We start from the raw sequence: 24,165 nt of genomic DNA, 5'->3' as shown, positions 1-24,165 counted from the left end.
GCCCCGGCCATTCCGAAAGTCTTCGTGCGACCAATCGAATTACAGTCCATCAAACTGGCGTTTGTCTTGTTTTTATTTTGCTGCTTCGCCGGTGCGGTGCGCGCGGCGCCCGAGCCTGTGCTTGAAGTGGTGTCGTTCGGCCTGGCCGGCGGTCGTGCCGGCAGCCCGACGGCAGCGGCACCGCAGGACTTCGTCTACGACGGTATACCGAAAGCCGATGGCCGCGCATCGACCTGGAGCGGACCGATGCTGGTGGCGCAGAACGACACCTGGCAAACCATCCTGGCGCGTCTTCATGCACCGGCTGATGCCTGGACGTCACGCCTGATGCAGGCGGCTACGCGCGACTGGCCGCAGCGTCCGGTACGCGGCAGCAAGGTATGGGTCGAATGGAGCGAACTCCATACGCCGCTGGCGGTGTTCTATTCGGTGTCGGCGCGCCAGATGCGGATGGCGACGATGATCGGTGGCGAGCTGCGTATCCGCGAAGCGACGAAGGCTGGTGACGAACCACCGGCGCTGTCCGGCGGCGCACTGTATATGGCGGCCGATACGATCGGTTTGCCGGAAGAAATCGTTGATCAGCTGGTGGCGCTGTTCTCGGGCGAGCTCGATTTTCACCGGGACCTGACGCAAGGATTCAAGGGCACGGTGCTGTTCGAAATGCAATTCAATGAGGGGCAGATCGGCCGACCGGGTCGCATTCTGGCAGCCCGGCTGGTAACGCCGCAGCGCACGCATACGGCGTATCTGTTTGATGGCGCGGGCACCGGCGAACGGCCGTATTTCAGTGCCGATGGCCATCCGGTACAACAGACTTTCCTGCAATCGCCCATCGTGTTTTCACGGATGACTTCGGGCTATTCGGTGGCACGATTCCATCCGATCCTGCAAGCCTGGCGCGCCCATACCGGCATTGATTTTGCCGCGCCGGCCGGCACGCCGGTGCGGATCACGGCCGATGGCGTGGTCGAGTTTGCCGGTGTGCGGGGCGGCTACGGCAATCTGGTGCTGATCCGGCATGCCGATGACTTGTCGACGTATTACGGCCATCTGCAAGGCTTCAGCAAAGGCTTGAAAGTAGGCATGGCGGTGCGCCAGGGCGACTTGCTGGGGACGGTCGGGATGACGGGACTGGCGACCGGGCCGCATCTGCACTATGAGTTACGCCGGCTGGGCCGGCCATTCGATCCGGCCTTGTTGCGCAGTGTGCAAGCATCGCTGCCGGCAAATCAGCTGGAACGCTTCGATCATCTGGTGCACTGGTACGAGACGCAATTGTCGGCCTCGACCCGCTCGCATTTCGTCAGGCGCTAGCCGCTTCTTTTTCATACATCCGGTATTGGTTTTTGCCTTCCGACTTGGCGCGATACATGGCGATATCGGCGTTCCTGAGCAGGGCATCTGATTCCTGGCCATCACGCGGAAACAAACTGATGCCCACTGAGGTGCCAACCGACTTGATTCCCTGGCTTAATTCGAACGGCCGGTTGAAGGCTTCGACGATACGCACGGCGACGCGGGTGGCGTCGTTTTCGGACATGATGGGTTCGAGAATGGCGGTGAATTCGTCGCCGCCCAGCCGGACTACATGGTCGCCCGGACGCAGTACCGATTGCAGGCGCTTGGCCGCTTGCTGCAGCAATTCGTCGCCGGCGGCATGTCCGAGCGTGTCATTGACGCTCTTGAAGCCGTCGAGGTCGACGAACAGCAGGGCCAGCATGGTGCCGGCGTTGGCATTGCGCTCGATGGCCGCGGGCAGGAAACTGGTCAGCCAGTGACGACTTGGCAGCGAGGTGAGTGCATCTTCGTTGGCGACACGGGTTAGCTCCGTGTTGTGATTCTTGAGCGCAGAAATGTCGCGCAGTGTCATCGCCAGTCCTGTGTCGGCCCTGACGAGGCGACGATGTAACCAGGTGCCATGCAGCGGACTATCGTCGATCACTTCGAATTCATCCTCGTAAAAGCCGCTCTGCATGGCCTTGCGAAATACGCCGAGCATGATTTTCTGGTGGATGCCCTCGTTATGCTCGGTAAAACGGGAGCCGATGAGTTGTTCGCGTGTCTTGCCGATTAACAACGCACCGCGCTCGTTGCAATCTTCAATCAGGAAGTCAGTCAGATGCTGTTCGGAATCGAACAGCCCGCGCAGCATGTAGAAACCCTCGTTGCCACCCTCGGTCGCGATCCGGTACGTGCGTTTGATTTCCTCTGATTGATAATGTCGCTGTGCCATGCGCACTGACATGACGATGCCAATCAGGGATAATACCAGCAGGAAAATCGACGCAATCATCGCCCCTTGTCGATAGGTGTCCCAGGTATCGACATAGGGTGCCAGCAATTGCTGTTCCGACAGGCCGATCAAGGTGACAAAAGGGTAGGCGGACAGTGCTTGCCATGCCAGATAGCGGCCCTCGCCATCGGCAAAGATGGTGTTGTCGGAGGCGACGATGACGCCGCGCTGTGCCGGTACCAGCATCGGCATCTTGCGGATTGCCGGGCTATCGGCCGGATACAACGTATTGCCGATGCGTGAACCGCGCATCCCGCCTTCTTTGTCCATCACTGCCAGCAAATCAGCCTGTCCCAGGCTGGCGCTATCAAAGAACGCGGTGAAGTAAGCCGATTCGGCCGAGATCACGATGACGCCATCGAACGCGCCGCTGGCATCTTGCAAGCGGCGTGACAGTTGTATCGTCGGTTTGTCGAACAAGCCTCCGGACATCAGCGGGCCGATGTGAAGCTGGTCTTCGGTAGCATTACGCTGGGTCAGAAAGTACGCCATCTGCGCCACGTTCACGCCTGTTTTTATGTTGCGGGTGCTGGTGACGACGTCACCCTGACGATTGAGGATCGTTGCAGAGAGCAAGCCGTTGTGCGGGAACAGGCCCTGTCCTTGCAGTGTGTCGAGTTTCAGGCGGCCATTACTTTGCCGCCAGTCCAGACGCAAATGGATGGCGGTCTGATCCGCCTGATCGAGCAAGCGTGTCAATTGCTGTGCAAAGGATGTGGCGATGTACGACGCATTTTTGCGGGCATTACGTTCTATAAATTCATGATCGGATTGAATGATCGACAGGGTGATGACCCAGATCGCTATCGCTAATGTCAGACAACCGACAGGCCAGACCAGTATCGCTGTCAGATTGCCTTTGATGAACGCAACGCGGGAGGGTGGTTTCGTCCATGCGGGGGGGACTTTTTGCTGTGTCATGGGCTTGATGTCTCCGTAAAGTCATGCGCGAGAGATTGCTGGAAGTCGCATAGCACCGCATTGCCGCGACACCAAAGGTTGATGAAAATCATAACACCATGTAACTAACAGTTAATTTATTCTGTTGCACTGTCGTGAATTGGTAAATCGCCATGTTGCTCGCAGACGAATGTTGTCTAATGGTATTTACTCACATACACTCTTGCTCGTCAGAAAGTCGCCGAGACTTCTATTTCACAACCATTCTTTCTACCGGTTCGCCATGCACACCACGATTTTCGAGACGCCCGTCATTCACATTTTGCTGCGCTGGATCTCGGTTGTTTGCCTCAGGCTGATGGGCTGGAAGGTAGAAGGTACGGCTCCGGCAGCATCGAAATTCGTGCTGATTGCCGCACCACACACCAGTAATTGGGATTTTCCGGTGACGCTGATGGTGTGCGCGGTGCTGCGTTTGCGGATTTACTGGATGGGAAAAGCGAGCTTGTTTACCGGGCCGCTCGGACCGGTGATGCGCTGGCTGGGAGGCATTGCGGTCGATCGCAGCAAGGCTGGCAATCTGGTGCAGGAGACCATCGAGGCGTTTTCCCGCAGCGAGCAACTGGCCGTGATTGTGCCGCCGGAGGGAACCCGCAATAAAGTCACGCACTGGAAGACCGGCTTTTATTACATTGCACTGGGAGCGCAAGTGCCGATCGCGCTGGCGTTTCTCGACTTCGGGCGCAAGGTGGGTGGCATAGGACGGATGTTCGAGCCGAGCGGAGATATCGAGGCCGACATGGTGGTCATTCGCCAGTTCTATGCCGGTATCACCGGCAAGAATCCCCGGCAATTCGATGCCGGTCCGGTCGTTCCAAAAGACTGAAGACGACCGTCAACCGGGATTGCGCTTGACGAAAAACAGGGCAGCACCGACTGCCATCAGCACACCGCCGAAAAAGCGGTTTTGTTTTTTCATGGCCCGCGCGTCCCGAAAATAACGTTGCATCGACGATGCGGCAAACGCATAGCTATGCATCACCATCAGGTCAATCGCACACATCGTGATGCCGAGGATGAGCAATTGCGGCAGCAGCGCCGCCCCGCTAGTAATGAATTGCGGTAGCACCGCGACCATGAAAATGATGCCCTTCGGATTGGTGGCATTGGTCAGAAAACCGGTCATCAAGCGTTTTTTCCAGCCTGGAATATCCGCGGCCGCTGACAGGTGCGGGCTGGTGTCATCCACATCGACGCTGGCGCGCCACTGGCTGATGCCGAGGTAAATCAGATAGAGCGCGCCGATGATCTTGACCGCATTGAAGGCGACTTCGGACGCCAGCAGCAGCGATCCGACGCCCGCGCCGGCGATCACCAGGATCATTAGCAAGCCGGCTTGCAAGCCCAGGATGGTAACGCTGGCGGGCTTTACGCCGTATGACAAGCCATGTGACATCGACAGCACGGCCCCGGATCCTGGCGAAATGGCGATGATGCAGGCAGCGATGACAAAGGTGATCCAGGTGGCGAGTGTCATGAGGGTTGCCGGCTTACTTGCCCCAGCTATCTTTCAGTGTGGTGATGCGGTTGAATACCAGGTGCCCGGGTTGCGAATCGTGCCGGTCGGCGACGAAATAACCGTGCCGCTCGAACTGGTACTTGTCATCGGCTTGCGCAGCGGCGAGGCCAGGCTCGACCCATGCGGCAACGACTTCCTTGGCATTCGGATTAAGTGCGAGTTTGAAATCCTTGCCACCGGCATCCGGTTGCGCATCAGTGAACAGGCGATCGTACAGGCGTACTTCGGCTTGTAGTGCATGGGCAGCACTAACCCAATGGATGTTTCCCTTGACCTTGTAATTGGCCGAGCCTTCGGTGCCGGATTTGCTGTCGGCAAAGTAGTTGCAATGCACGGTGATGACATTCCCGTCGGCATCTTTGTCGCAGCCGGTGCACTCGACCACGAAGCCGTAGCGCAAGCGCACTTTGTTACCCGGGAACAGCCGGAAATAGCCTTTGGTCGGGACTTCCATGAAGTCTTCCTGCTCGATCCACAAGGTGTCGGAAATCGGAAAGTCGCGGTTGCCGCGTTCCGGCAAGTGCGGATGCACTGGAGCCTGGCAGGCGATGACTTCGCCGGCCGGGAAGTTGTCGATGACCAGTTTCAGTGGCCGCAATACGGCTGTGGCACGCGGCGCTTTCGGGTCAAGGTCCTCGCGCAGGCAGCCGTCGAGCGTGCCGATATCGATCCAGCTATCGGACTTGGTGACGCCGGAGCGCTCGCAGAAGAGTTGCAGCGATTCGGGCGTGAATCCGCGTCGACGTAATCCGACGATGGTCGGCATGCGCGGATCGTCCCAGCCATCGACGATGTGTTGCTCGACCAGTTCGCGCAGTTTGCGTTTGCTAGTGATGACGTAGGTCAGGTTCAGGCGCGCGAATTCATACTGGCGCGGGAGTGGCTTTTTGAAGTATCCGCCTTCGGCCAGGCGCTCGAGTATCCAGTCGTAGAAAGGCCGGTGGTCCTGGAATTCGAGCGTGCAAATCGAATGCGTGATGTTTTCCAGCGCGTCCGAGATCGGATGCGTGTAGTCATACATCGGATAAATGCACCACGCATCGCCGGTCCGGTGATGGTGCGCATGGCGGATACGGTACATCGCCGGATCACGCAGATTCATGTTGGGTGACGCCATGTCGATACGGGCCCGCAGGATGTGCAGGCCATCAGCAAACTCACCGGCTTTCATGCGGCGGAACAGCTCCAGCGATTCTGCCGCGGCGCGTGTACGGAATGGCGAGTCCTTGCCGGGCTCACTGAAGCTGCCGCGGTTGGCGGCCATTTCTTCGGCGGGCTGGCTATCGATGTAGGCATGTCCTGCAGTAATCAGATATTCAGCCATTTCGTAGAGCCGGTCGAAATAATCGCTGGCGTGATACAGGTGCTCCTGACCGTTGCTGGTCCAGTCGAACCCCAGCCATTTGACTGAATCGAGGATGGTATCGACATACTCCTGATCTTCGCGGGCAGGATTGGTGTCGTCGAAACGCAGATGGGCGCGTCCCTGGTAGTCACGCGCCAGGCCGAAGTTCAGGCAGATCGATTTGGCGTGGCCGATATGCAGATAGCCGTTTGGTTCTGGTGGAAAGCGGGTAATTACCTGTGGTAGTGGCAGGCCTGCGGCATCGGTACGGCCGGCGTACGTGTGCGCCGCCAGATCGACATCGATGATGCTGCGCAGAAAATTGGAAGGGGGTGCCGAATCTGCCGCGACTGGACTGTTGTGATCTTTGCTCATGGAAGGCGGTCGGTATCGGAGTGGTGAAGATCGCACATTTTACCGTAGCCGGCAGGTGGTTCCGCATTGCCTTGTGTTGCGCCCGGTCAGGCAGTTTGCGTGGAGGATGACGATCGCGTGCGCAACCAACCCGCATCCGCACCGGCCGAATATCACGAATGCAGTAATTCAGCTTGTTCACTTTTTCTAAATCGGGTCGTTTGGGGCATTGAAAATGTCTCATTTTTGTGAGGTCGGCTAGCAGCGGGGAAGGAATGTGTTGTGTCGGAGATACACATCTTGTCGCAATAGACGTTATTTGGAGATTTTTTGAAGTTTGTTAATTTTTACCATTCCGGTGATATCCGATAGCGGAGCTTGCTGCCATCCGGCCACCGCTATTTCATTTAATAAAATCATCGGCCTGTCTGAGTTTCCCTATGGAGATCGGGAATTCATCGCTGTTTCCGGTTTGTTGAAGCCGACTTTTTCTTGGGCAGTGGTGGCCGAATCCATTCGCTAGTGGATTCATGCGCTTGATGAGGTGGCCGAAGGTTCGCTGGTTAAATTTGGTTATTCCAATTTTTATTCAGATGTTCATTCTGCTCCGTGATCGGTGGGGCGCATTTCCGGCGCTTTCAATACAGCCATTCTCAAATGGAATATGTAGAATTCAGACATTGAATTTTCGTTGGTCGGTTTTAACGGAAGCGCAGCAAGAATTGCATCAGAAATTTATTAATAAGCAGTAAATAATTTCGCCCGGATTAGGTTAACGGTCATTAAGACCGTTCCCAAAATCCCAAGCGAATGTTCTTAATTAACCACAGGAAAAACTCATGAAAAAATCATTACTTGCCTTGGCGATCTTCGGTGCGTTCACCGGTATTGCTTCAGCTCAGTCGTCAGTTACCGCCTACGGTATCGTCGACATGGGTATCACCCGTGAAATGGGCGGCGCAGCTGGTAGCGTCACCAAACTGGCAAACGGCGTTCAATCAGGCAGCCGTCTTGGTTTCAAGGGTACAGAAGATCTGGGTAGCGGCTTGAAAGCCATGTTCCAACTGGAAACAGGTATCGCTGCTGATACCGGTGGTTTCAGCCAAGGTGGTCTGGCGTTTGGTCGCCAATCATGGGTTGGTCTGAATGGCGGTTTCGGTACTGTCTCGATGGGTCGTCAATACAACCCGTTGTTCACCGCGCTGGATGAAATCGATCCTTTCGGTACAGGCCTGGCTGGTTCATCGACCAATCTGTTCATTACTGGCGCAACCCGCGTCAACAACTCGATCAAATTCGTTGCTCCTGAAATGGGTGGCATCACTGCTGAAGCCATCTACGGCCTTGGCGAAGTTGCCGGTAACACTGCAGCAAGCCGCACCCTCGGCGGTTCCGTTGGCTACGCAAACGGTCCGATCCTGGGCAAGCTGGTGTATGAGCGCTCCAACAATGCCACAGACACCAACACCACGAAATACACCCAAGCTACTTTCTCGTACAACTTCAATGTTGCTACGCTGGCAGTTGGCTACGGCAAAATCAAAGACGATGCATTGGTCAATGCTGACAGCGCCCTGGTTGGTGTTACGGTCCCATTCGGCGCTAGTGCTGTGATGGCGTCGTACGTCCGCCGTAATGACAAGTCGGCTTTGAACCAGGATGCCAAGCAGTACGCAGTGGGTTACACCTATGCATTGTCGAAGCGTACCAATCTTTACTCGGCATATGCACGCATCAAGAACGACAACGGTCTGAACTATACCGTTGGCGACGCAACGTCGAGCGGCACAGGCGACAAAGCATTGAACGTCGGTATCCGCCACAAGTTTTAATTGATGGCGGGCTCAGGCCTGCGTCGATCATGAACGCGTGACAAGAAAAGCACCCTCGGGTGCTTTTTTTATTGTGTCCATCGCGCATATTGCGTTCAAGTAACTGGCTCGCTGGTCGTTACAAAGATACGTCTCCATTTTGCAGGTGTCTTATGCGCGCTGTTTCACGATTATTTGGAAGCTTATTGTTTGTTGGACTGGCGCATGCTGCCGAGCCGGCGGAGGCCCCTGCCAAACCTGCCGCTGATCAGACTGCCAAGCCCGGTAGCGTGTCGGCTGCCATCAAGGAAGCGACTCAGCCGATCAAGCCGCCGTCGGTGATCAAGGAGCCGTCGATGTCGGCCGCGGAGCGGGCACTTGCCAGGGAGGCTGCACAGCGGGAGGAGGAGTTGGGCGTGCGCCTGAAGGCCAGTCTCGCCCGGTTGGAAAAAGCAAACATTGCTGCTCGTCAGGCGGCGCAGAAACCACGTATCCCGCCCCGGCCGAAAGTCGTCGCTGCGGTGCCGCTTGAGTTGTCCCATGCATCGCACTGGGATTACGAGGGTGAAAACGGTCCGTTGCGCTGGGGTCGCATCAATCCGGCCTGGTCGCAATGCGACAGCGGCAAGCGCCAGTCGCCGATTGATATCCGGGATGGTATCCGGGTGGACCTCGAGCCGATCAATGTCGATTATAAGCCGGCCCGTTTCAGTGTTCTCGATAATGGACACACCATACAAGTCAACATGGGCGCAGGCAACACGATCACCGTCGCAGGGAAGATGTATGAGCTGGTGCAATTCCATTTTCACCGGCCGTCGGAAGAGCGGATCAATGGCCGGAATTTCCCGATGGTGGCGCATCTGGTGCACAAGGATGCCGACGGCAGGCTCGCCATTGTCGCGGCAATGATTACCGAGGGCGTGCCGAGCCCCTTGGTTCAGATCATCTGGAACAACTTGCCGCTGGAAAAAAATGAGGCAACGTCGCCAACGATGGTCATCGACATGAATCAGATGTTGCCGGTGCAACGCGGGTACTACACGTATATGGGATCACTCACGGAGCCGCCTTGTAGCGAAGGTGTGTTGTGGCTGGTGATGAAGGAACCCATCCAGATGTCCGCGCAGCAGATGGCAATTTTTGCACGGCTGTATCCGATGAATGCCCGTCCGATCCAGAACGGCGGCGGCAGGCTGATCAAGGAATCCAATTAATTACTGATGGCTCAACCGCATCCGGATCGACTCGAGGCGTTCGCGATTGGCGCCCAGATCCTTGATGCCGAGTCGCGATGCCGAGCGCATCTGGATGACGCCCGCCGGCGCGTCGAGGACAAATTCGACGTCATCGACAAACTTGAGCAAGCGGGTTTGGAATTCCAGATACAGATAACCAGGATTGGCAGTGATGACGGTCGCACCATCCATTTTTCCGGCGATGGCTGCGAGTTGCCTGAATGCTGTTGCACCATCACCCGCGTACTTGATCGGAGCGATCACGTGATAGGCCGTGTGAGCTTGCAAGCTGGCATAGCTTGAGACGACATTCGACGCGGTCAGGACCGGCGGCTTGAGCATGCCTGCGTGCAAGCCAAGATCCGCGGGCCGTTTGCCACTCAATAAACCAAGCTGGCCCGCCGCCAGTAATCCCAGCGGTACGACAAGAACAATGAGTAGTACAACGATGCCTAGGGTTTTTGTCATGGTGGCGATGAGTGAGATGTCGGGAGGCGCACCTTAGCATGACGCGAAGGGCAGCTACAGCACATCCTGCGCTCGCAATTGCGCCAGGTCAGCTTCCGAATAGCCAAGCAAGCTGGCCAGCACCTCGTCCGTATGTTGCCCCAGCAACGGCGGTGCCGAGCGACAGGTCGGCGGCGTTTCCGACATCCGCATCGGACTCGCTATCAGTCGCGCGCTGGCACCAGCGGGATGCGGCATATCGATCTGCAAGCCGCGTGCGACCACTTGCGGGTTGTCGAATACTTCCTGCAGGTTATTGATCGGACCGCAGGGCACACCGGCTGCTTCGAGCAAGGTCAGCCAGTCCTGCTTGCTCCGCTTGACCACCATCTCTGCCAGCAGTGGGACCAGGACATCCCTGTTCCGGACCCGCAGCGGATTGGTGGCGAAGCGAGTATCGTCAGCCAGCCAGGCGCAATCGCCGGCCGTGACGAAGTTCCGGTATTGGCGGTCGTTGCCAGCAGCGACGATCAGATGACCATCTGCAGTGGCGAACGTCTGGTACGGCACGATGTTCGGATGGGCATTGCCCCAGCGTTGCGGGATGTTGTCGCTGGCCAGATAGTTGGTGCCCATGTTTGCCATCATCGCGACCTGTACGTCGAGCAACGCCAGGTCAATAGCCTGGCCTTCGCCGGTGCGGTCACGGTGGCTCAATGCCGCCAGTACCGCAACGGTGGCGTACATGCCTGTCATCAGGTCGGTAATAGCGATACCCGCTTTTTGCGGGCCGCCACCGGGCAGCGCATCGCGTTCGCCGGTGACGGACATGAATCCGCCCAGGCCCTGGATGATGAAGTCGTAGCCCGGACGTTGCGCATACGGCCCGGTCTGGCCGAAGCCGGTGATCGAGCAATAGATCAGATCAGGCTTGACCTGCTTCAGCGACGCGTAGTCGAGGCCATATTTTTCCAGCTGACCCACCTTGTAGTTTTCCAGAACGACATCCGATCGTGCCGCCAGTTGCCGGATGATGTGTTGTCCCTCGATGGTCGTGATGTCGACCGTCACCGAGCGCTTGCCGCGATTAGCGGCCAGATAATAGGCCGCTTCGGTGGTGTCCTTGCCGTCGGCATCGCGCAGGTAGGGCGGCCCCCAGGCACGGGTGTCGTCGCCACTGCCCGGTCGTTCAATTTTGATGACATCGGCACCCAGATCGGCAAAGGTTTGCCCGCACCACGGGCCGGCCAGCACGCGCGTCAGGTCGAGGATGCGCAGATGGCCTAGTGCGGAGGGCGTGGAATGATTTGGCATGGGCGATGGCGCTTCCGGAAAGTCAGGTTGGGTCGGCAGACCAATTACACTCGGGATCATTACCGGAGAATACAGATGAAAACCCCTTGGCCGTTTCCTCGCGTCGTCGCGCACCGCGGTGGCGGGTCGCTGGCACCCGAAAATACGCTGGCAGCAATGCAGTGCGGACTGGCACATGGCTTTCGGGCGGTCGAATTCGATGTCATGTTAGCGCAGGATGGCGTGCCGATATTGATGCATGACGAGCAGTTCGGCCGCACCGTCGCCGGCAGCGGTGCCGTCGCGACGACAAGTTCGTCGGTGCTGACCACGATGGATGCCGGCAGCTGGTTCGGCGCTACCTTTGCCGGCGAACTGGTGCCAACTTACCAGCAAGTGATCAGGTTCTGCGATCAGCACGGTATCTGGATGAATGTTGAAATCAAGCCGACCCGTGGTGCGGAGCAGGCGACCGGAGCGGCGGTGGCGGCAATGACGCAGGCCATGCTGGCGGCCGGGCAGGCGACGCCTTTACTGTCGTCGTTTTCATTTGAGGCGCTGTTGGCGGCCAAGGCAGTTGCTCCCGAGCTACCTCGTGGCTGGCTGGTTGAACATATTCCGGCCGGCTGGGAGGCCGGATTGCGTGCGCTTGATGCGACGGCATTGCATGTCGATCAGAACAGTCTCACTGCCGGCCAGGTCGCGGCGGTCAAGGCAGGCGGATGGGGGCTGTTCTGTTACACCGTCAATAGCGTGGAACGGGCACGTGACCTGTTGAGCTGGGGTGTGGACGGGTTTTGTACCGACCGGATCGACCTGATTGACGCGGGCTTCGCGTAAGCGGGTTGCCGGTGGCATTTGTGCCGGAGGGATCACGTATAATCGGGCGTTCGCAGAACCGCATTCCTCCATACGACGACACCATGAAATCTACCGAAATCCGCGCCAAGTTCCTGAAATTTTTTGAATCCAAGGGACACACGATCGTGCGTTCCAGTCCGCTGATTCCCGGCAATGATCCCACCATGTTGCTGACCAATAGCGGTATGGTGCAGTTCAAGGATGTGTTCCTCGGTACCGATCAGCGGGCGTATTCCCGTGCCACTTCCGTGCAGCGCTGCGTGCGCGCCGGCGGCAAGCACAATGACCTCGAAAATGTCGGCTACACCGCACGTCACCACACGTTTTTCGAAATGCTCGGTAATTTCAGTTTCGGTGATTACTTCAAGCGTGATGCGATCCAGTATGCGTGGGAGTTGCTGACCAATGTCTACCTGCTGCCCAAGGAAAAGCTCTGGGTCACGGTCTATCACGAAGACGACGAAGCCTACGCGATCTGGGCCAATGAAATCGGCATCCCGACCGAGCGCATCATCCGCATCGGTGACAACAAGGGCGCGCGCTACGCCTCGGACAATTTCTGGCAGATGGCCGATACCGGCCCATGCGGTCCGTGCAGCGAAATTTTCTATGACCACGGTCCTGAAATCTGGGGCGGGCCTCCGGGCAGCGCAGAAGAAGACGGCGACCGCTTCATTGAAATCTGGAACCTGGTGTTCATGCAATTTAACCGTGACGAGCAAGGCAACATGCCCCGTCTGCCGAAGCCGTGCGTCGATACCGGCATGGGCATGGAGCGGCTGGCGGCCATCCTGCAACACGTCCACAGCAACTATGAAATCGACCTGTTCCAGAACCTGATCAAGGCAGCCGCGCGCGAAACCGGGACGACTGAGCTCGGTGATAACTCGCTCAAGGTCATCGCCGACCATATCCGCGCCTGTGCATTCCTGATCGTCGACGGCATCATTCCGGCGAGCGAAGGTCATGGCTATGTGCTGCGTCGTATCATCCGTCGCGCCTTGCGTCATGGCCACAAGCTGGGTCAGGCCAAACCATTTTTCTATTTGCTGGTCAAGGATCTGGTCATCGAAATGGGCGAGGCCTATCCCGAACTGACGCAAGCAGCGGCGCGTGTCGAGCAAGTGCTGCGACAAGAGGAAGAGCGCTTCGGCGAAACGCTTGAGCACGGCATGAAAATCCTGGAAGCCGCACTCCTTGTAACGCCGACCCAGCTCGATGGTCAGACCGCCTTCACGCTCTACGATACTTTCGGCTTTCCGCTAGACCTGACCGCCGACATTTGTCGCGAACGCAAGGTCGAACTCGATGAAGCCGGTTTCAATGTTGCGATGGAGCAGCAGCGCACCACCGCGCGCGCAGCCGGTAAATTCAAGATGGCTGCGGCGGTTGAATACAGCGGTGACAAAACCCGCTTTGTCGGCTACGAGGCGCTGGCGCAGAGCGCCGGCGTGATCGCCCTGTATGTAGACGGCACGGCTGTGCCGCGCATGACGGCGGGCCAGGACGGCATCGTCGTGCTGGATGTCACGCCGTTCTATGCCGAGTCGGGCGGGCAGGTCGGCGATACCGGCATGCTCACCGGTGCGGCTGTTCAATTCCACGTTGCCGACACGCTGAAAATTCAGTCCGAGGTATTCGGACACCATGGCACGCTGACAAGCGGGACATTGTCTGTTGGCGACAAGGTGGCCGCCAATGTGGATCCGGTTGCGCGCGGCCGGACGATCCGTAATCACTCTGCCACGCACCTGATGCACAAGGCCTTGCGCGAAGTGCTGGGCGCCCATGTTGCGCAAAAAGGTTCGCTGGTCGATACCGATAAAACCCGCTTCGATTTCAGCCATAACGGCCCGCTGACAGCAGACGAAATTCGTCAGGTCGAATTGATTGTCAATCGGGAGATTCTGGCCAATGTCGCTACCGAAGCGCGCCTGATGGCCTATGACGATGCGGTCAAATACGGCGCGATGGCGCTGTTCGGCGAAAAATACGGCGATGAAGTCCGTGTGCTCGGTATCGGCTCGTCAAAAGAGCTGTGTGGTGGTGTCCATGTAGACCGTACCGGCGATATCGGCTTGTTCAAGATCACGGCGGAAAGCGGTGTAGCGGCGGGTATTCGCCGCGTCGAAGCCGTCACCGGCGAGGGTGCGCTGGCGCTGGTGCAAGCACTGAGCCGGCAGATGCAGGACGCCGCTGCGATCCTGAAAGTGCAGCCGGACGAGTTGGCGCAGCGTATCGGGCAAGTGCAGGAACAGGTGCGGTCGCTGGAAAAAGATGTGTCGGCATTGAAGTCGCGACTGGCAGCGAATCAGGGTGACGAACTGATCGGGCAAGCGGTCGATATCAAGGGTATCAAGGTGCTGGCCGCCGTACTGCTTGGTGCCGACGTCGCCGCCCTGCGCGTGACAATGGACAAACTCAAGGACAAGCTGAAGACTGCGGCGATCGTACTGGCTGCGGTCAACGAGGGCAAAGTCAGTCTGATTGCCGGCGTGACTGCAGATGCCACGTCGCGTATCAAGGCCGGTGATCTGGTGAATTTTGTGGCGTTGCAAGTGGGCGGCAAAGGAGGCGGGCGTCCTGATATGGCACAAGCCGGAGGTACCGATCCGGGCGGACTGGCTGCGGCGTTGTCGGGAGTTCCTGGCTGGGTCGACGGCAAGCTGTGATGCGGATATCCACTAAGGCCGCTGCCAATGCTGGCGGGGCTTTGGGGACTTGAACAAAATCTGTTGATTTTTTTCAATGTGGTTGCGTCCCGTCAACGAGCGGGTGTTTTCCGGTAGAATTTGGGTTAGTTAACAACAACCTGATGCGAGATCAAGGCCATGGATTTTCATAAAGAACTTGATGCACGCGGTCTCAACTGTCCGCTGCCCATCCTCAAGACAAAGAAAGCGCTTGCCGATATGACGAGCGGCCAGGTCCTGAGAGTGACAGCGACCGATCCGGGGTCTATCCGTGACTTTCAGGCATTTGCCAAACAGACCGGAAATGAATTGCTTGCCATGACCGACGAAAACAAAGAATTTGTATTTTTTATGAAGCGCAAATAAGCGTGTTCTTCAGCAGGCCAGTGGCGGTATGGGTATTGCCCGCCGGGTAACCCCGGCGAAAAATCCCGAATCGGGATTGTGCTGCTGAAGCAATTTTTTTTAAATCAACAATAGTACGATCGTGCTTAATCTGGCGGCCGGATGGATTTTTCTCTTATAATCCGGGTCAGTTAACGTTTACGTCAATTCGACTTTCTTAAAGGCAGACCTATGAAAATCCTGGTTCCAGTCAAACGTGTGGTGGATTACAACGTCAAGGTGCGGGTCAAATCCGACGGCACCGGCGTCGATATCGCCAATGTCAAAATGTCCATGAATCCTTTCGATGAAATTGCTGTCGAAGAGGCCATGCGACTCAAAGAAGCAGGCAAGGCAACGGAAGTGATCGTCGTCTCATGCGGCGTGGTGCAATGCCAGGAAACGCTGCGTACGGCGATGGCTATTGGTGCCGATCGTGGTGTGCTGGTCGAGACGGATGTCGAACTGCAACCACTGGCCGTCGCCAAGCTGATCAAGGCATTGGCTGATAAGGAGCAACCGCAACTGATCATTCTCGGCAAGCAAGCCATCGATGACGATTGCAACCAGACGGGCCAGATGCTCGCTGCCCTGCTGGGCTGGCCGCAAGCGACCTTCGCCTCGAAAGTCGTGGTCGATGGCGACAAGGTTGCCGTGACCCGTGAAGTCGATGGTGGTCTGGAAACGCTGTCACTGACTTTGCCAGCCATCGTCACTACTGACCTGCGCCTGAACGAGCCGCGCTACGTGACACTGCCAAACATCATGAAGGCGAAAAAGAAAACGCTGGAAATCATCAAGCCGGCCGATCTGGGTGTTGATGTCGCTCCGCGCCTGAAAACACTGAAAGTGTCCGAGCCACCGAAACGTTCGGCCGGCATCAAGGTGCCCGATGTGGCAACGCTGGTCGCCAAGCTGAAGAACGAAGCCAAAGTCATCCAATAAACCACTGCCGCCGGCGCTTAGCGCCGCGACTATCAATCGGGAATCCATCATGGCCGCACTTGTCATTGCTGAACACGACAACGCTTCATTGAAAGCAAGCACTCTCAACACCATCGCTGCCGCCCTGCTGTGCGGCGGTGATGTCCATGTCCTCGTTGCCGGACACAATTGTGGCGCTGCGGCCGAGGCCGCGGCAAAAATCGCCGGCGTTGCCAAGGTGCTGGTCGCCGACGGCGCGCCTTTCGGCGATGGATTGGCGGAAAACATTGCCGAGCAAGTGCTTGCCATGGCATCGGCCTACAGCCATATCCTCGCCCCGGCAACCGCCTACGGAAAAAACATCGCGCCGCGCGTAGCCGCACGCCTGGACGTCGGTCAGATTTCAGAGATCATCAAGGTCGATGCGCCGGACACGTTCGAGCGTCCCATCTATGCCGGTAACGCCATTGCCACCGTGCAGTCGCTCGATGCGATCAAGGTCATCACGGTGCGCACGACCGGTTTTGATGCCGCCCCGGCCGGTGGCTCCGCGGCCATCGAAAACCTCGTTGCGGTCGCTGATTCCGGTAAGTCGGTTTTTGTGTCACGTGAACTGGCCAAGTCAGATCGCCCCGAATTGACGGCTGCCAAAGTCATCGTCTCAGGCGGTCGTGGCTTGGGGTCGGGCGACAACTTCAAAATTCTCGAGCCGCTGGCGGACCGCCTCGGTGCCGCCATGGGTGCGTCGCGCGCGGCGGTCGACGCCGGCTATGTACCCAACGACTGGCAAGTCGGCCAGACCGGCAAGATCGTTGCGCCACAGTTGTATATCGCCGTCGGTATCTCGGGCGCGATCCAGCATCTGGCCGGCATGAAAGATTCGAAGACGATCGTCGCCATCAACAAGGATCCGGAAGCACCGATTTTTTCGGTTGCCGACTACGGGCTGGTGGGGGATCTGTTTGACGTCGTGCCGCAACTGGTCACGGAACTGGGCTAATTTTTAATTAGAAAGGGCGGGAACGTGGCAGGTGTCGTGCAACGTGCACTGCCTGTTCCGTATCCCGCCCAAATTTTAGGGAGTAACACATGAGCTACGTCGCCCCATTAAAAGACATGCTGTTCGTCATGAACGAGCTGGCAGGGTTGTCCGATGTGAATGCCTTGCCCGGCTGCGAAGACGCGACCCCGGAAACCGTCGAGGCGGTCCTCGAAGAGAATGCCAAGTTTTGCAGCGAAGTGGTCGCGCCATTGAACTGGGAGGGCGACAAGTCCCCTAGTTTCTGGCACGACGGTCAGGTCACCACGACCAAGGGTTTCAAGGAAGCGTTCAAGTCGTTTGGCGAGGCCGGCTGGCAGGGTGTTCAGCATCCCGCCGAATTCGGTGGACAGGGTTTGCCCAAGCTGGTGGCGACGCCGTGCATAGAAATGGTCAATGCGGCCAACGTGTCGTTTGCGTTGTGTCCGATGCTGACCGACGGCGCCATTGAAGCACTGATGACGGCCGGTTCGGACGAGCAGAAGGCCACGTACCTGACCAATCTGATTTCCGGCAAATGGACCGGAACAATGAACCTGACCGAGCCGCAAGCGGGTTCGGATCTGGCGATGGTCCGCTCGCGCGCGGTGCCGCAGGACGACGGATCGTTCAAGGTATTTGGTACCAAGATCTACATCACCTACGGTGAGCATGATATGGCCGAGAACATCATTCATCTGGTGCTGGCGCGCACGCCTACTGCGCCGGAAGGCATCAAGGGGATTTCGCTGTTCGTGGTGCCGAAGTTTCTGGTCAATGAGGATGGCTCGTTGGGTGAGCGCAATGATGTGCATTGTGTCTCGATCGAACACAAGCTCGGCATCAAGGCCAGCCCGACGGCGGTGCTGCAATTCGGTGACCATGGCGGCGCTATCGGTACGCTGGTCGGTGAAGAGAATCGCGGCCTTGAATACATGTTCGTGATGATGAACGCGGCCCGTTTTGCGGTAGGTTTGCAGGGTATTGGCGTGGCTGATCGTGCCTATCAGAAGGCCGTCAGTTACGCCAAGGACCGGGTACAGTCGCGCGACCTGGCCGGCTCCGCTGGTCCGGTGGCAATCATTCATCAACCTGATGTACGGCGCATGCTGATGACAATGCGATCGCAGATCGAAGCCTCGCGCGCCTTGTCGTACGTGACTGCGGCGGCGCACGACGCGGCCCTCTACCATACCGATGAAGCCACCCGTAAGGCTAACAACCTGTTCTATGAATTCATGGTGCCTATCGTCAAAGGCTGGTCGACCGAGCTGTCGATCGATGTCGCGTCGACCGGAGTGCAGATCCACGGCGGCATGGGCTTCATCGAAGAAACCGGTGCGGCGCAATATTATCGAGATGCCCGCATCCTGACGATTTACGAAGGCACCACCGCGATTCAGGCCAACGACCTGATCGGGCGCAAGACTGCTCGTGATGGTGGCGCCAATGCCAAGGCCATTATTGCGCAGGTGCGCCATAGCGCCGGGGAACTCGCCGGATCGGATTCAGCAGATCTCGCCGCAATCCGGGTCCGGCTGAACGACGCAGCGCAGGCCCTCGAAGACGTGGTCAGCTACATCGCGGCGAATGCCAAGTCGGATATCAAAGGAGTTTTCTCCGGTAGCGTGCTCTACCTGAAACTGGCCGGCATCGTTTTTGGTGGCTGGCAGATGGCGCGGGCTGCCTTGATCGCCGAGAAAAAGCTGCAGGCCGGCGAGGGGGATGCGAGCTTTTATCAGGCCAAAATCGGCACGGCACGTTTCTTTGCGGATCATTTCCTGGCCCAGGCTAGCGCCTATCGTGCCGCTATCGTCGAAGGCAGTGCCGGTGTGATGGCGTTGACCGAAGACCAGTTCTGATCAAACCGGCCGGCGCTGCATTCAGCCGAATGCGCCGCCGGTGAAGAGCAGATCAAAGCCGCGCGCCAGTGTGGCGACCAGGGCGGTGGCACCGATTGCAAGCGTGATCACCAGCAACAGGGCCAACCACCAGCGCGACGTGGTTTGCTTGCCGGAATCCGGATTGAATTTCTGGTCCCATTGATCATCCGGAGTCAGGCCGAGCACCAGCGCTTCCAGGAAGCCGATCAGGACCGACAGGACCAGCGCTGCGGCCTGGAACAACCCGTGCTGACCGATGCCAAGCCAGAGCACCAACAATGTGACGGGGGCGCTGGCCAGGTGCAGCCAGCCCCATTTATCTGTCGCGCCATGCAAATAGAAACGGTGCAGGCCAATGCCACCGGTGACGGTAGCAAGCAGGGTGGCGAAGGTTTTGTTCTTGTGTCTGGAGGGCATGAAAAGTACCGCAGTAGGAGAAGTAAAAAGTAAGTTGTAAAGTAAGGCAATCAAGGCAGGCGCGAAGTCTGGGGCAGGGCCGAGCCGCAGTGTGCACTAGCGCCGGAGTCACTGCAATGGCTGCAATCGCGGGTCATTCTATCCGGGGGTGGTTTAAGTATTGCGACCGGCCCCTGCTTCAGGCTATAATTCGCGGCTTTTTCCGTGTACGAAACACTTATTGGAAATATTATGGTCGTTATTCGTTTAGCTCGTGGAGGCGCAAAAAAGCGTCCTTTCTTTAATATCGTTGCAACTGATTCGCGCAATCGCCGCGACGGTCGCTTCATCGAACGCATCGGTTTCTACAATCCGGTTGCCTCCGGTGCCGAAGAGTCGGTCCGGATTGCTCAGGATCGTTTGACATACTGGGAAGGCGTTGGCGCCCAACTGTCCCCGACAGTTGCTCGTCTCGTGGCCCAAGTTGCCAAAGCAGCAGTTTAAGTAGATTCAGGTTTGACAGTTAATTCGCCAAGCAACGCCGGTTCGGGAGTCATTGTTCCCGCTGATCTGGTTCAGGTAGGGTATGTATCCGGTGCTTACGGCCTCAATGGTTGGGTCCGGATCAAGCCTTTCTCGTCGACCGGGGATGCGCTGCTCAATGCGAGAACCTGGTGGCTGGATAAGCCAGCCTTGCATGATGTGGATGTCATGCAGGCAAAGATGCATAGCGGCGATGTCGTTGTGCAGTTGGCCGGAGTGGCCGGACGGGATGCCGCAGAGGCGCTGAAAGGCACTTCGGTACAAATTCCGCGCAGTCGCTTTCCTGTCTTGCCTGACGGAGAATTTTATTGGGTTGATCTGATCGGACTGGCGGTTGAAAACCTGCAAGGCGAGAGCATCGGCGTAGTCCATGACATGATGGACAACGGTGCCCACCCGATCTTGCGGGTCGAAGCAGCCATGGTTTCCGGCGCTGACAAGCCCGACGAAATCCTGATCCCGTTCGTTGGTCAGTTCGTCAGGACTGTCGATCAGCAAGCCAGGAAAATCACCGTGGACTGGGGTCTGGATTATTAGTATCCCGACAAGCAGTGTGCAGGTCGGAGCTATCGATGCAGTTTGACGTCATCACTCTTTTTCCTGAAATGTTCACCGCACTGACACAGTCAGGTATCACGCGGCGAGCCTTTGAGCAGAAAAAGTGGGGTCTGTCGCTATGGAATCCGCGTGATTTCACCAGCGACAAGCACCGTACTGTGGACGACCGGCCTTACGGCGGCGGTCCTGGCATGGTGATGCTGGTCAAGCCGCTGGAAGCAGCGATCGTGGCCTCGAAAGCAAGGCAGCAGCAACTCGGTCTGGCGGTGCCGCGGGTCGTATATCTGTCCCCGCAAGGGCGAGCGCTGACACACGAGCGTGTGATGCAACTCGCACTTGAGCCCGGTTTGATCTTGTTGTGCGGTCGCTATGAAGCGGTTGATCAGCGCTTGATCGAGCGCTGTGTGGACGAAGAAATCAGTCTCGGAGATTTTGTATTGTCGGGTGGTGAGTTGCCCGCAATGGCCTTGATGGATGCGGTTATCCGGCAACTGCCTGGCGCGTTGCATGATGATGCGTCGGCAGTAGAAGACAGTTTCGTCAACGGTTTGCTGGATTGTCCGCACTACACGCGGCCTGAAGTAGCCGAAGGTGTGGTTGTGCCGCCGGTACTCATGGGGGGCAACCACGCCGACATCCTGAAGTGGCGTCGCGAGCAAGCGCTCGCGGCGACCTTCAGGAAGCGTCCTGATCTGATTGAGAATGCCCGTGCTGCGGGTGCGCTGAGTCGCAAGGATGAACAGTTTTTAAGCAGTTTGCAGTAGGTTGTATCGAGCGGACGGCTTTTTCGTCGATCCGCATGGCTAATCCCATCCTCTACTGGGCAACACGGTGTGCAAACACCCGGCGTCAGCAAGATGGCACAAGGAGTTTCAAATGGATCTGATCCAGCAACTTGAGCAAGAAGAAATTGCCCGTTTGGGCAAGAGCATCCCTGATTTCGCACCAGGCGATACCGTTATCGTCAGCGTCAACGTCGTCGAGGGCACCCGCAAGCGTGCTCAGGCTTACGAAGGCGTCGTGATTTCCCGTCGTAACCGTGGCTTGAACTCGAACTTCATCGTTCGCAAGATCTCGTCCGGCGAAGGCGTCGAGCGTACGTTCCAGCTGTATTCACCGCTGATCGCCTCGATCGAAGTCAAGCGTCGTGGTGATGTCCGCCGCGCCAAGCTGTATTACTTGCGTGAGCGTTCCGGTAAATCGGCGCGTATCAAAGAAAAACTGCCGAACCGTCGCGTCGTCGCGAAAAAAGCAGCCGCGTAAATAGTCGCTGCAAGTTGAGTTTTTAAGGGGTGCCTCATGGTGCCCCTTTTTGCTTTGCTGCCGGTCCATGGCGATACGTCACAAAATGGTACCGTACCCTCCTTGTTTGTCTTCTTCAGGATTCCTGTGCCCAGACTGCTGTTCGATCCCCAATGTGTTCCCGTCGACTCGGTAGCTGGCGAGCAATGCGTGCTCGACACACGACTCAACGGGATGTGGCTGCGGCAGCGGTTTGCCGCGCCCGAGGACTGGACCCAGGAGAGCAGCGACGAGCGCCCGGGCTTGTTGGCAGCAAGGGTGCCCATCCCAGCCTCGGTGTTGCTGCCCATCGTCGAGCGCAGCCACGGGTTGACGATGCTGCTGACCCAGCGCAGTCCCAACCTGACCAATCATCCCGGCCAGATTGCCTTTCCGGGCGGGCGCGCCGATGTCGGTGACAGTTCTTCCATCGAAACCGCCCTGCGTGAAACCGAAGAAGAAATCGGCCTGGCCCGTCGTCATATCGATGTGATCGGCACCTTGCCCGAGTACATCACGATGACGGGTTACCAGATCACGCCGGTGGTCGCATTGGTTCAGCCTCCCTTTGACTTGCGCGCCGAACCGGGCGAGGTTGACGAGATCTTCGAGGTGCCGCTCGCTTTTCTGATGGATGGCATGCATCATCAGCGTCGCGCGCTCGAACTGCCGGATGGTGCGGGGCACCGCACCTTCTACGCAATGCCTTACGAACGCTTCTTTATTTGGGGTGCGACTGCGGGAATCTTGCGCAATCTTTTTCATTTTTTACGGGCTTGAACAGAGACTGCCATCGTCCGTTATCGATGGGTCCGGTTTGATTCCGATCCTGTGCTGCGTTAAGGTACGGGAACTGAGTAATTTAAGGCGTCCTGATGACATTTCTTTCGATTTTGTGCGCATTGCTGATAGAACAACTTAAGCCGCTGCGTGCGGATAATCCGATTTACGGCGGCATCAAGCTACTGGCTGCGCGCATGGAGCTCTGGTTCAACGCCGGTCACGCCCATCATGGAAAACTTGGATGGTTTCTCGTGATGGCTGCGCTGATGGTGCCGACGGCACTGATCTACTGGCTGGCCTTGCGCCTGAGCCCATTCGCCGCGCTGGCCTGGAATATCCTGATCGTCTACCTGACACTCGGATTTCGTCATTACAGTCATTACTACTCGTCGATACAACTCGCGCTCAATAGCGGTGATGATGCCGCAGCGCGCATTTTGCTGGCGGAGTGGACGAAGCAGGACACCAGCGCAATGGAGTCCGGCGAAATCGCCCGTATCTCCGTCGAAAAGGCACTGGTGACGACGCACCGCAACGTCTTCGGTGTATTTTTCTGGTTCCTGATGCCGGTCGGGCCGGCGTGCGCGGTCATGTACCGCGTGGCCGAATATCTGGCGCGGGCCTGGAATGAACCCGAACACATGAAAAACGAAGCTTTCGGCGTGTTTGCGGCGCGGGCGTTTTACTGGATCGACTGGATACCGGCTCGCCTGACCGCAATCGCCTTTGCCATCGTGGGTAATTTCGAAGACGCGATCTATGCGTGGCGCAATTTTGCGAGTCGCTGGCAGGACGAGGCCGTCGGCATCATCCTCGCTGCAGGCAGCGGAGCACTGGGCATCCGTCTCGGTACGCCGTTACAAGGCGCTGCCAACGTAATGCCGGTCGATCCCACCACGCTGGAAGCGACAGACCTGGAATCAGATGCGCCACCCGGAGAAGAACCCACCGCCCGTGCGCTGCAAAGTACCGTCGGCCTGGTGTGGCGCGCGCTGTTGTTATGGATGCTTTTACTGCTGCTGCTATCAGTGGCCGTGTGGCTGGGATAACGAGATGCCGGAGACGCTCCGGGCTTCCGGCTCCGGCATCCGACATCCAATGTTTGATCAAGTCTTCTATAAGATATAATTTGTAAGAATTCAAGGGGCTACTGTAACCCCGGGCCAACCCGCCGTCTTCTTTTTCGTAACCAGCCTTACCCATGGCCGATCCAGACAAACAAGCACCAATAGTCGCAAACGAATTTTTCATCCTGGGACTGACCAGCGCTGGAAAGCAATTCCGTCCCAGTGACTGGACAGAGCGCCTGTGCGGTGCCATGTCCTGTTTCCGGCCGGAGGGCTCGGGTGGGCGCAATGCCCATTTGAAGTATTCTCCGTACGTCCGTCCGACCGTGCTCAATGGCGTGAAATCAGTGGTAGTTGACGAAGCGCTTCGCCTGATCGAACCGCTGGCATTCCATTTCGTGATGGACTTCGCGCGGGATAACGATTTGCAAGTCATCGACGCCTGCCTGCTTCCGGATCCGGGCAGCACGCCGGGTAACGATTGACGGTTCGTTTTATCTTTTCTGTACGA

Annotated in this window: 23 protein-coding genes; 17 read left to right on the top strand and 6 right to left on the bottom strand. The window is 57.6% G+C overall.

Annotated elements, in window-relative coordinates:
• Positions 1–24: 24 nt before the first annotated feature.
• Positions 25–1,317 (top strand): M23 family metallopeptidase, encoded by a 1,293-nt coding sequence (locus tag RHM62_RS16725; protein WP_322123178.1) that lies wholly within the window; start codon positions 25–27, stop codon positions 1,315–1,317.
• Here RHM62_RS16725 and RHM62_RS16720 read toward each other — a convergent pair.
• Complete coding sequence (locus tag RHM62_RS16720; RefSeq protein ID WP_322123177.1) at positions 1,307–3,217, bottom strand: diguanylate cyclase domain-containing protein; 1,911 nt, start codon at positions 3,215–3,217, stop codon at positions 1,307–1,309. The genes RHM62_RS16725 and RHM62_RS16720 overlap by 11 nt on opposite strands.
• 262 nt (positions 3,218–3,479) lie before the next feature.
• Between RHM62_RS16720 and RHM62_RS16715 the strand changes: the two genes are divergently transcribed.
• Positions 3,480–4,082, top strand: a complete 603-nt coding sequence (locus tag RHM62_RS16715; protein WP_322123176.1) for a lysophospholipid acyltransferase family protein — start codon at positions 3,480–3,482, stop codon at positions 4,080–4,082.
• Positions 4,083–4,091: 9 nt separating this feature from the next.
• Here RHM62_RS16715 and RHM62_RS16710 read toward each other — a convergent pair whose 3' ends face one another.
• A complete protein-coding gene (locus tag RHM62_RS16710) occupies positions 4,092–4,733 on the bottom strand; it encodes a LysE family transporter (protein WP_322123175.1) in 642 nt (213 codons plus the stop codon).
• A gap of 13 nt (positions 4,734–4,746) precedes the next feature.
• Positions 4,747–6,495, bottom strand: coding sequence for a glutamine--tRNA ligase/YqeY domain fusion protein (locus RHM62_RS16705; protein ID WP_322123174.1), 1,749 nt, complete (start codon positions 6,493–6,495; stop codon positions 4,747–4,749).
• An 818-nt stretch (positions 6,496–7,313) separates the two neighbouring features.
• Here RHM62_RS16705 and RHM62_RS16700 point away from each other — a divergent pair.
• Together RHM62_RS16700 and RHM62_RS16695 are read left to right on the top strand one after the other, a co-directional pair.
• Positions 7,314–8,306 (top strand): porin, encoded by a 993-nt coding sequence (locus RHM62_RS16700; protein WP_322123173.1) that lies wholly within the window; start codon positions 7,314–7,316, stop codon positions 8,304–8,306.
• A 59-nt stretch (positions 8,307–8,365) separates the two neighbouring features.
• Positions 8,366–9,502 carry a carbonic anhydrase family protein gene (locus RHM62_RS16695; RefSeq protein ID WP_322123172.1) on the top strand — a complete coding sequence of 379 codons (1,137 nt, stop codon included), beginning with the start codon at positions 8,366–8,368 and terminating at the stop codon, positions 9,500–9,502.
• Here the strand turns inward: RHM62_RS16695 and RHM62_RS16690 are convergent, their stop codons facing one another.
• On the bottom strand, positions 9,503–9,991 hold the full coding sequence (locus RHM62_RS16690; protein WP_322123171.1) for a DUF1499 domain-containing protein: 489 nt from the start codon (positions 9,989–9,991) through the stop codon (positions 9,503–9,505). It lies immediately after the preceding gene.
• A 54-nt stretch (positions 9,992–10,045) separates the two neighbouring features.
• A complete protein-coding gene (locus tag RHM62_RS16685; protein WP_322123170.1) occupies positions 10,046–11,284 on the bottom strand; it encodes a CaiB/BaiF CoA-transferase family protein in 1,239 nt (412 codons plus the stop codon).
• Positions 11,285–11,359: 75 nt separating this feature from the next.
• Here RHM62_RS16685 and ugpQ point away from each other — a divergent pair, with 75 nt between their 5' ends.
• The 6 genes from ugpQ (at position 11,360) to RHM62_RS16655 (ending at position 19,005) form a co-directional block, all read left to right on the top strand.
• A complete protein-coding gene (gene ugpQ, locus RHM62_RS16680) occupies positions 11,360–12,103 on the top strand; it encodes a glycerophosphodiester phosphodiesterase (RefSeq protein WP_322123169.1) in 744 nt (247 codons plus the stop codon).
• Positions 12,104–12,186: 83 nt separating this feature from the next.
• Positions 12,187–14,796, top strand: a complete 2,610-nt coding sequence (gene alaS / locus RHM62_RS16675) for an alanine--tRNA ligase (protein ID WP_322123168.1) — start codon at positions 12,187–12,189, stop codon at positions 14,794–14,796.
• Between the two features lie 159 nt (positions 14,797–14,955).
• Positions 14,956–15,183 carry a sulfurtransferase TusA family protein gene (locus RHM62_RS16670; protein WP_009664793.1) on the top strand — a complete coding sequence of 76 codons (228 nt, stop codon included), beginning with the start codon at positions 14,956–14,958 and terminating at the stop codon, positions 15,181–15,183.
• A gap of 210 nt (positions 15,184–15,393) precedes the next feature.
• Positions 15,394–16,146: an electron transfer flavoprotein subunit beta/FixA family protein gene (locus RHM62_RS16665; RefSeq protein ID WP_322123167.1), complete on the top strand. Its 753-nt coding sequence runs from the start codon at positions 15,394–15,396 to the stop codon at positions 16,144–16,146.
• A gap of 49 nt (positions 16,147–16,195) precedes the next feature.
• The gene (locus RHM62_RS16660; RefSeq protein WP_322123166.1) at positions 16,196–17,125 is read left to right on the top strand and encodes an electron transfer flavoprotein subunit alpha/FixB family protein; all 930 of its coding nucleotides are present in this window, start codon (positions 16,196–16,198) and stop codon (positions 17,123–17,125) included.
• A gap of 89 nt (positions 17,126–17,214) precedes the next feature.
• Complete coding sequence (locus tag RHM62_RS16655) at positions 17,215–19,005, top strand: acyl-CoA dehydrogenase (protein ID WP_322123165.1); 1,791 nt, start codon at positions 17,215–17,217, stop codon at positions 19,003–19,005.
• 21 nt (positions 19,006–19,026) lie between these two features.
• On the opposite strand, the gene RHM62_RS16650 is transcribed toward RHM62_RS16655, so the two are convergent.
• On the bottom strand, positions 19,027–19,443 hold the full coding sequence (locus RHM62_RS16650; protein WP_322123164.1) for a hypothetical protein: 417 nt from the start codon (positions 19,441–19,443) through the stop codon (positions 19,027–19,029).
• 231 nt (positions 19,444–19,674) lie between these two features.
• Between RHM62_RS16650 and rpsP the strand changes: the two genes are divergently transcribed.
• The 7 genes from rpsP to RHM62_RS16615 all read left to right on the top strand — a co-directional run bounded on the left by rpsP (position 19,675) and on the right by RHM62_RS16615 (position 24,139).
• Positions 19,675–19,926, top strand: a complete 252-nt coding sequence (gene rpsP, locus RHM62_RS16645) for a 30S ribosomal protein S16 (protein ID WP_322125433.1) — start codon at positions 19,675–19,677, stop codon at positions 19,924–19,926.
• A gap of 12 nt (positions 19,927–19,938) precedes the next feature.
• Complete coding sequence (gene rimM / locus RHM62_RS16640) at positions 19,939–20,502, top strand: ribosome maturation factor RimM (protein ID WP_322123163.1); 564 nt, start codon at positions 19,939–19,941, stop codon at positions 20,500–20,502.
• A 35-nt stretch (positions 20,503–20,537) separates the two neighbouring features.
• Positions 20,538–21,287: a tRNA (guanosine(37)-N1)-methyltransferase TrmD gene (gene trmD, locus RHM62_RS16635; RefSeq protein WP_322123162.1), complete on the top strand. Its 750-nt coding sequence runs from the start codon at positions 20,538–20,540 to the stop codon at positions 21,285–21,287.
• 112 nt (positions 21,288–21,399) lie between these two features.
• Positions 21,400–21,786: a 50S ribosomal protein L19 gene (rplS, locus tag RHM62_RS16630; protein ID WP_009664801.1), complete on the top strand. Its 387-nt coding sequence runs from the start codon at positions 21,400–21,402 to the stop codon at positions 21,784–21,786.
• 126 nt (positions 21,787–21,912) lie between these two features.
• A complete protein-coding gene (locus RHM62_RS16625; RefSeq protein ID WP_322125432.1) occupies positions 21,913–22,584 on the top strand; it encodes a CoA pyrophosphatase in 672 nt (223 codons plus the stop codon).
• Between the two features lie 95 nt (positions 22,585–22,679).
• Positions 22,680–23,636 (top strand): CobD/CbiB family protein, encoded by a 957-nt coding sequence (locus RHM62_RS16620; protein WP_322123161.1) that lies wholly within the window; start codon positions 22,680–22,682, stop codon positions 23,634–23,636.
• 152 nt (positions 23,637–23,788) lie between these two features.
• Complete coding sequence (locus RHM62_RS16615; RefSeq protein WP_322123160.1) at positions 23,789–24,139, top strand: DUF3579 domain-containing protein; 351 nt, start codon at positions 23,789–23,791, stop codon at positions 24,137–24,139.
• Positions 24,140–24,165: the final 26 nt, after the last annotated feature.

The organism is Actimicrobium sp. CCC2.4 (assembly GCF_034347385.1).
In the GTDB taxonomy this organism is placed as follows: domain Bacteria; phylum Pseudomonadota; class Gammaproteobacteria; order Burkholderiales; family Burkholderiaceae_D; genus Actimicrobium.
This window is presented reverse-complemented; position numbering and strand designations above follow the sequence as displayed.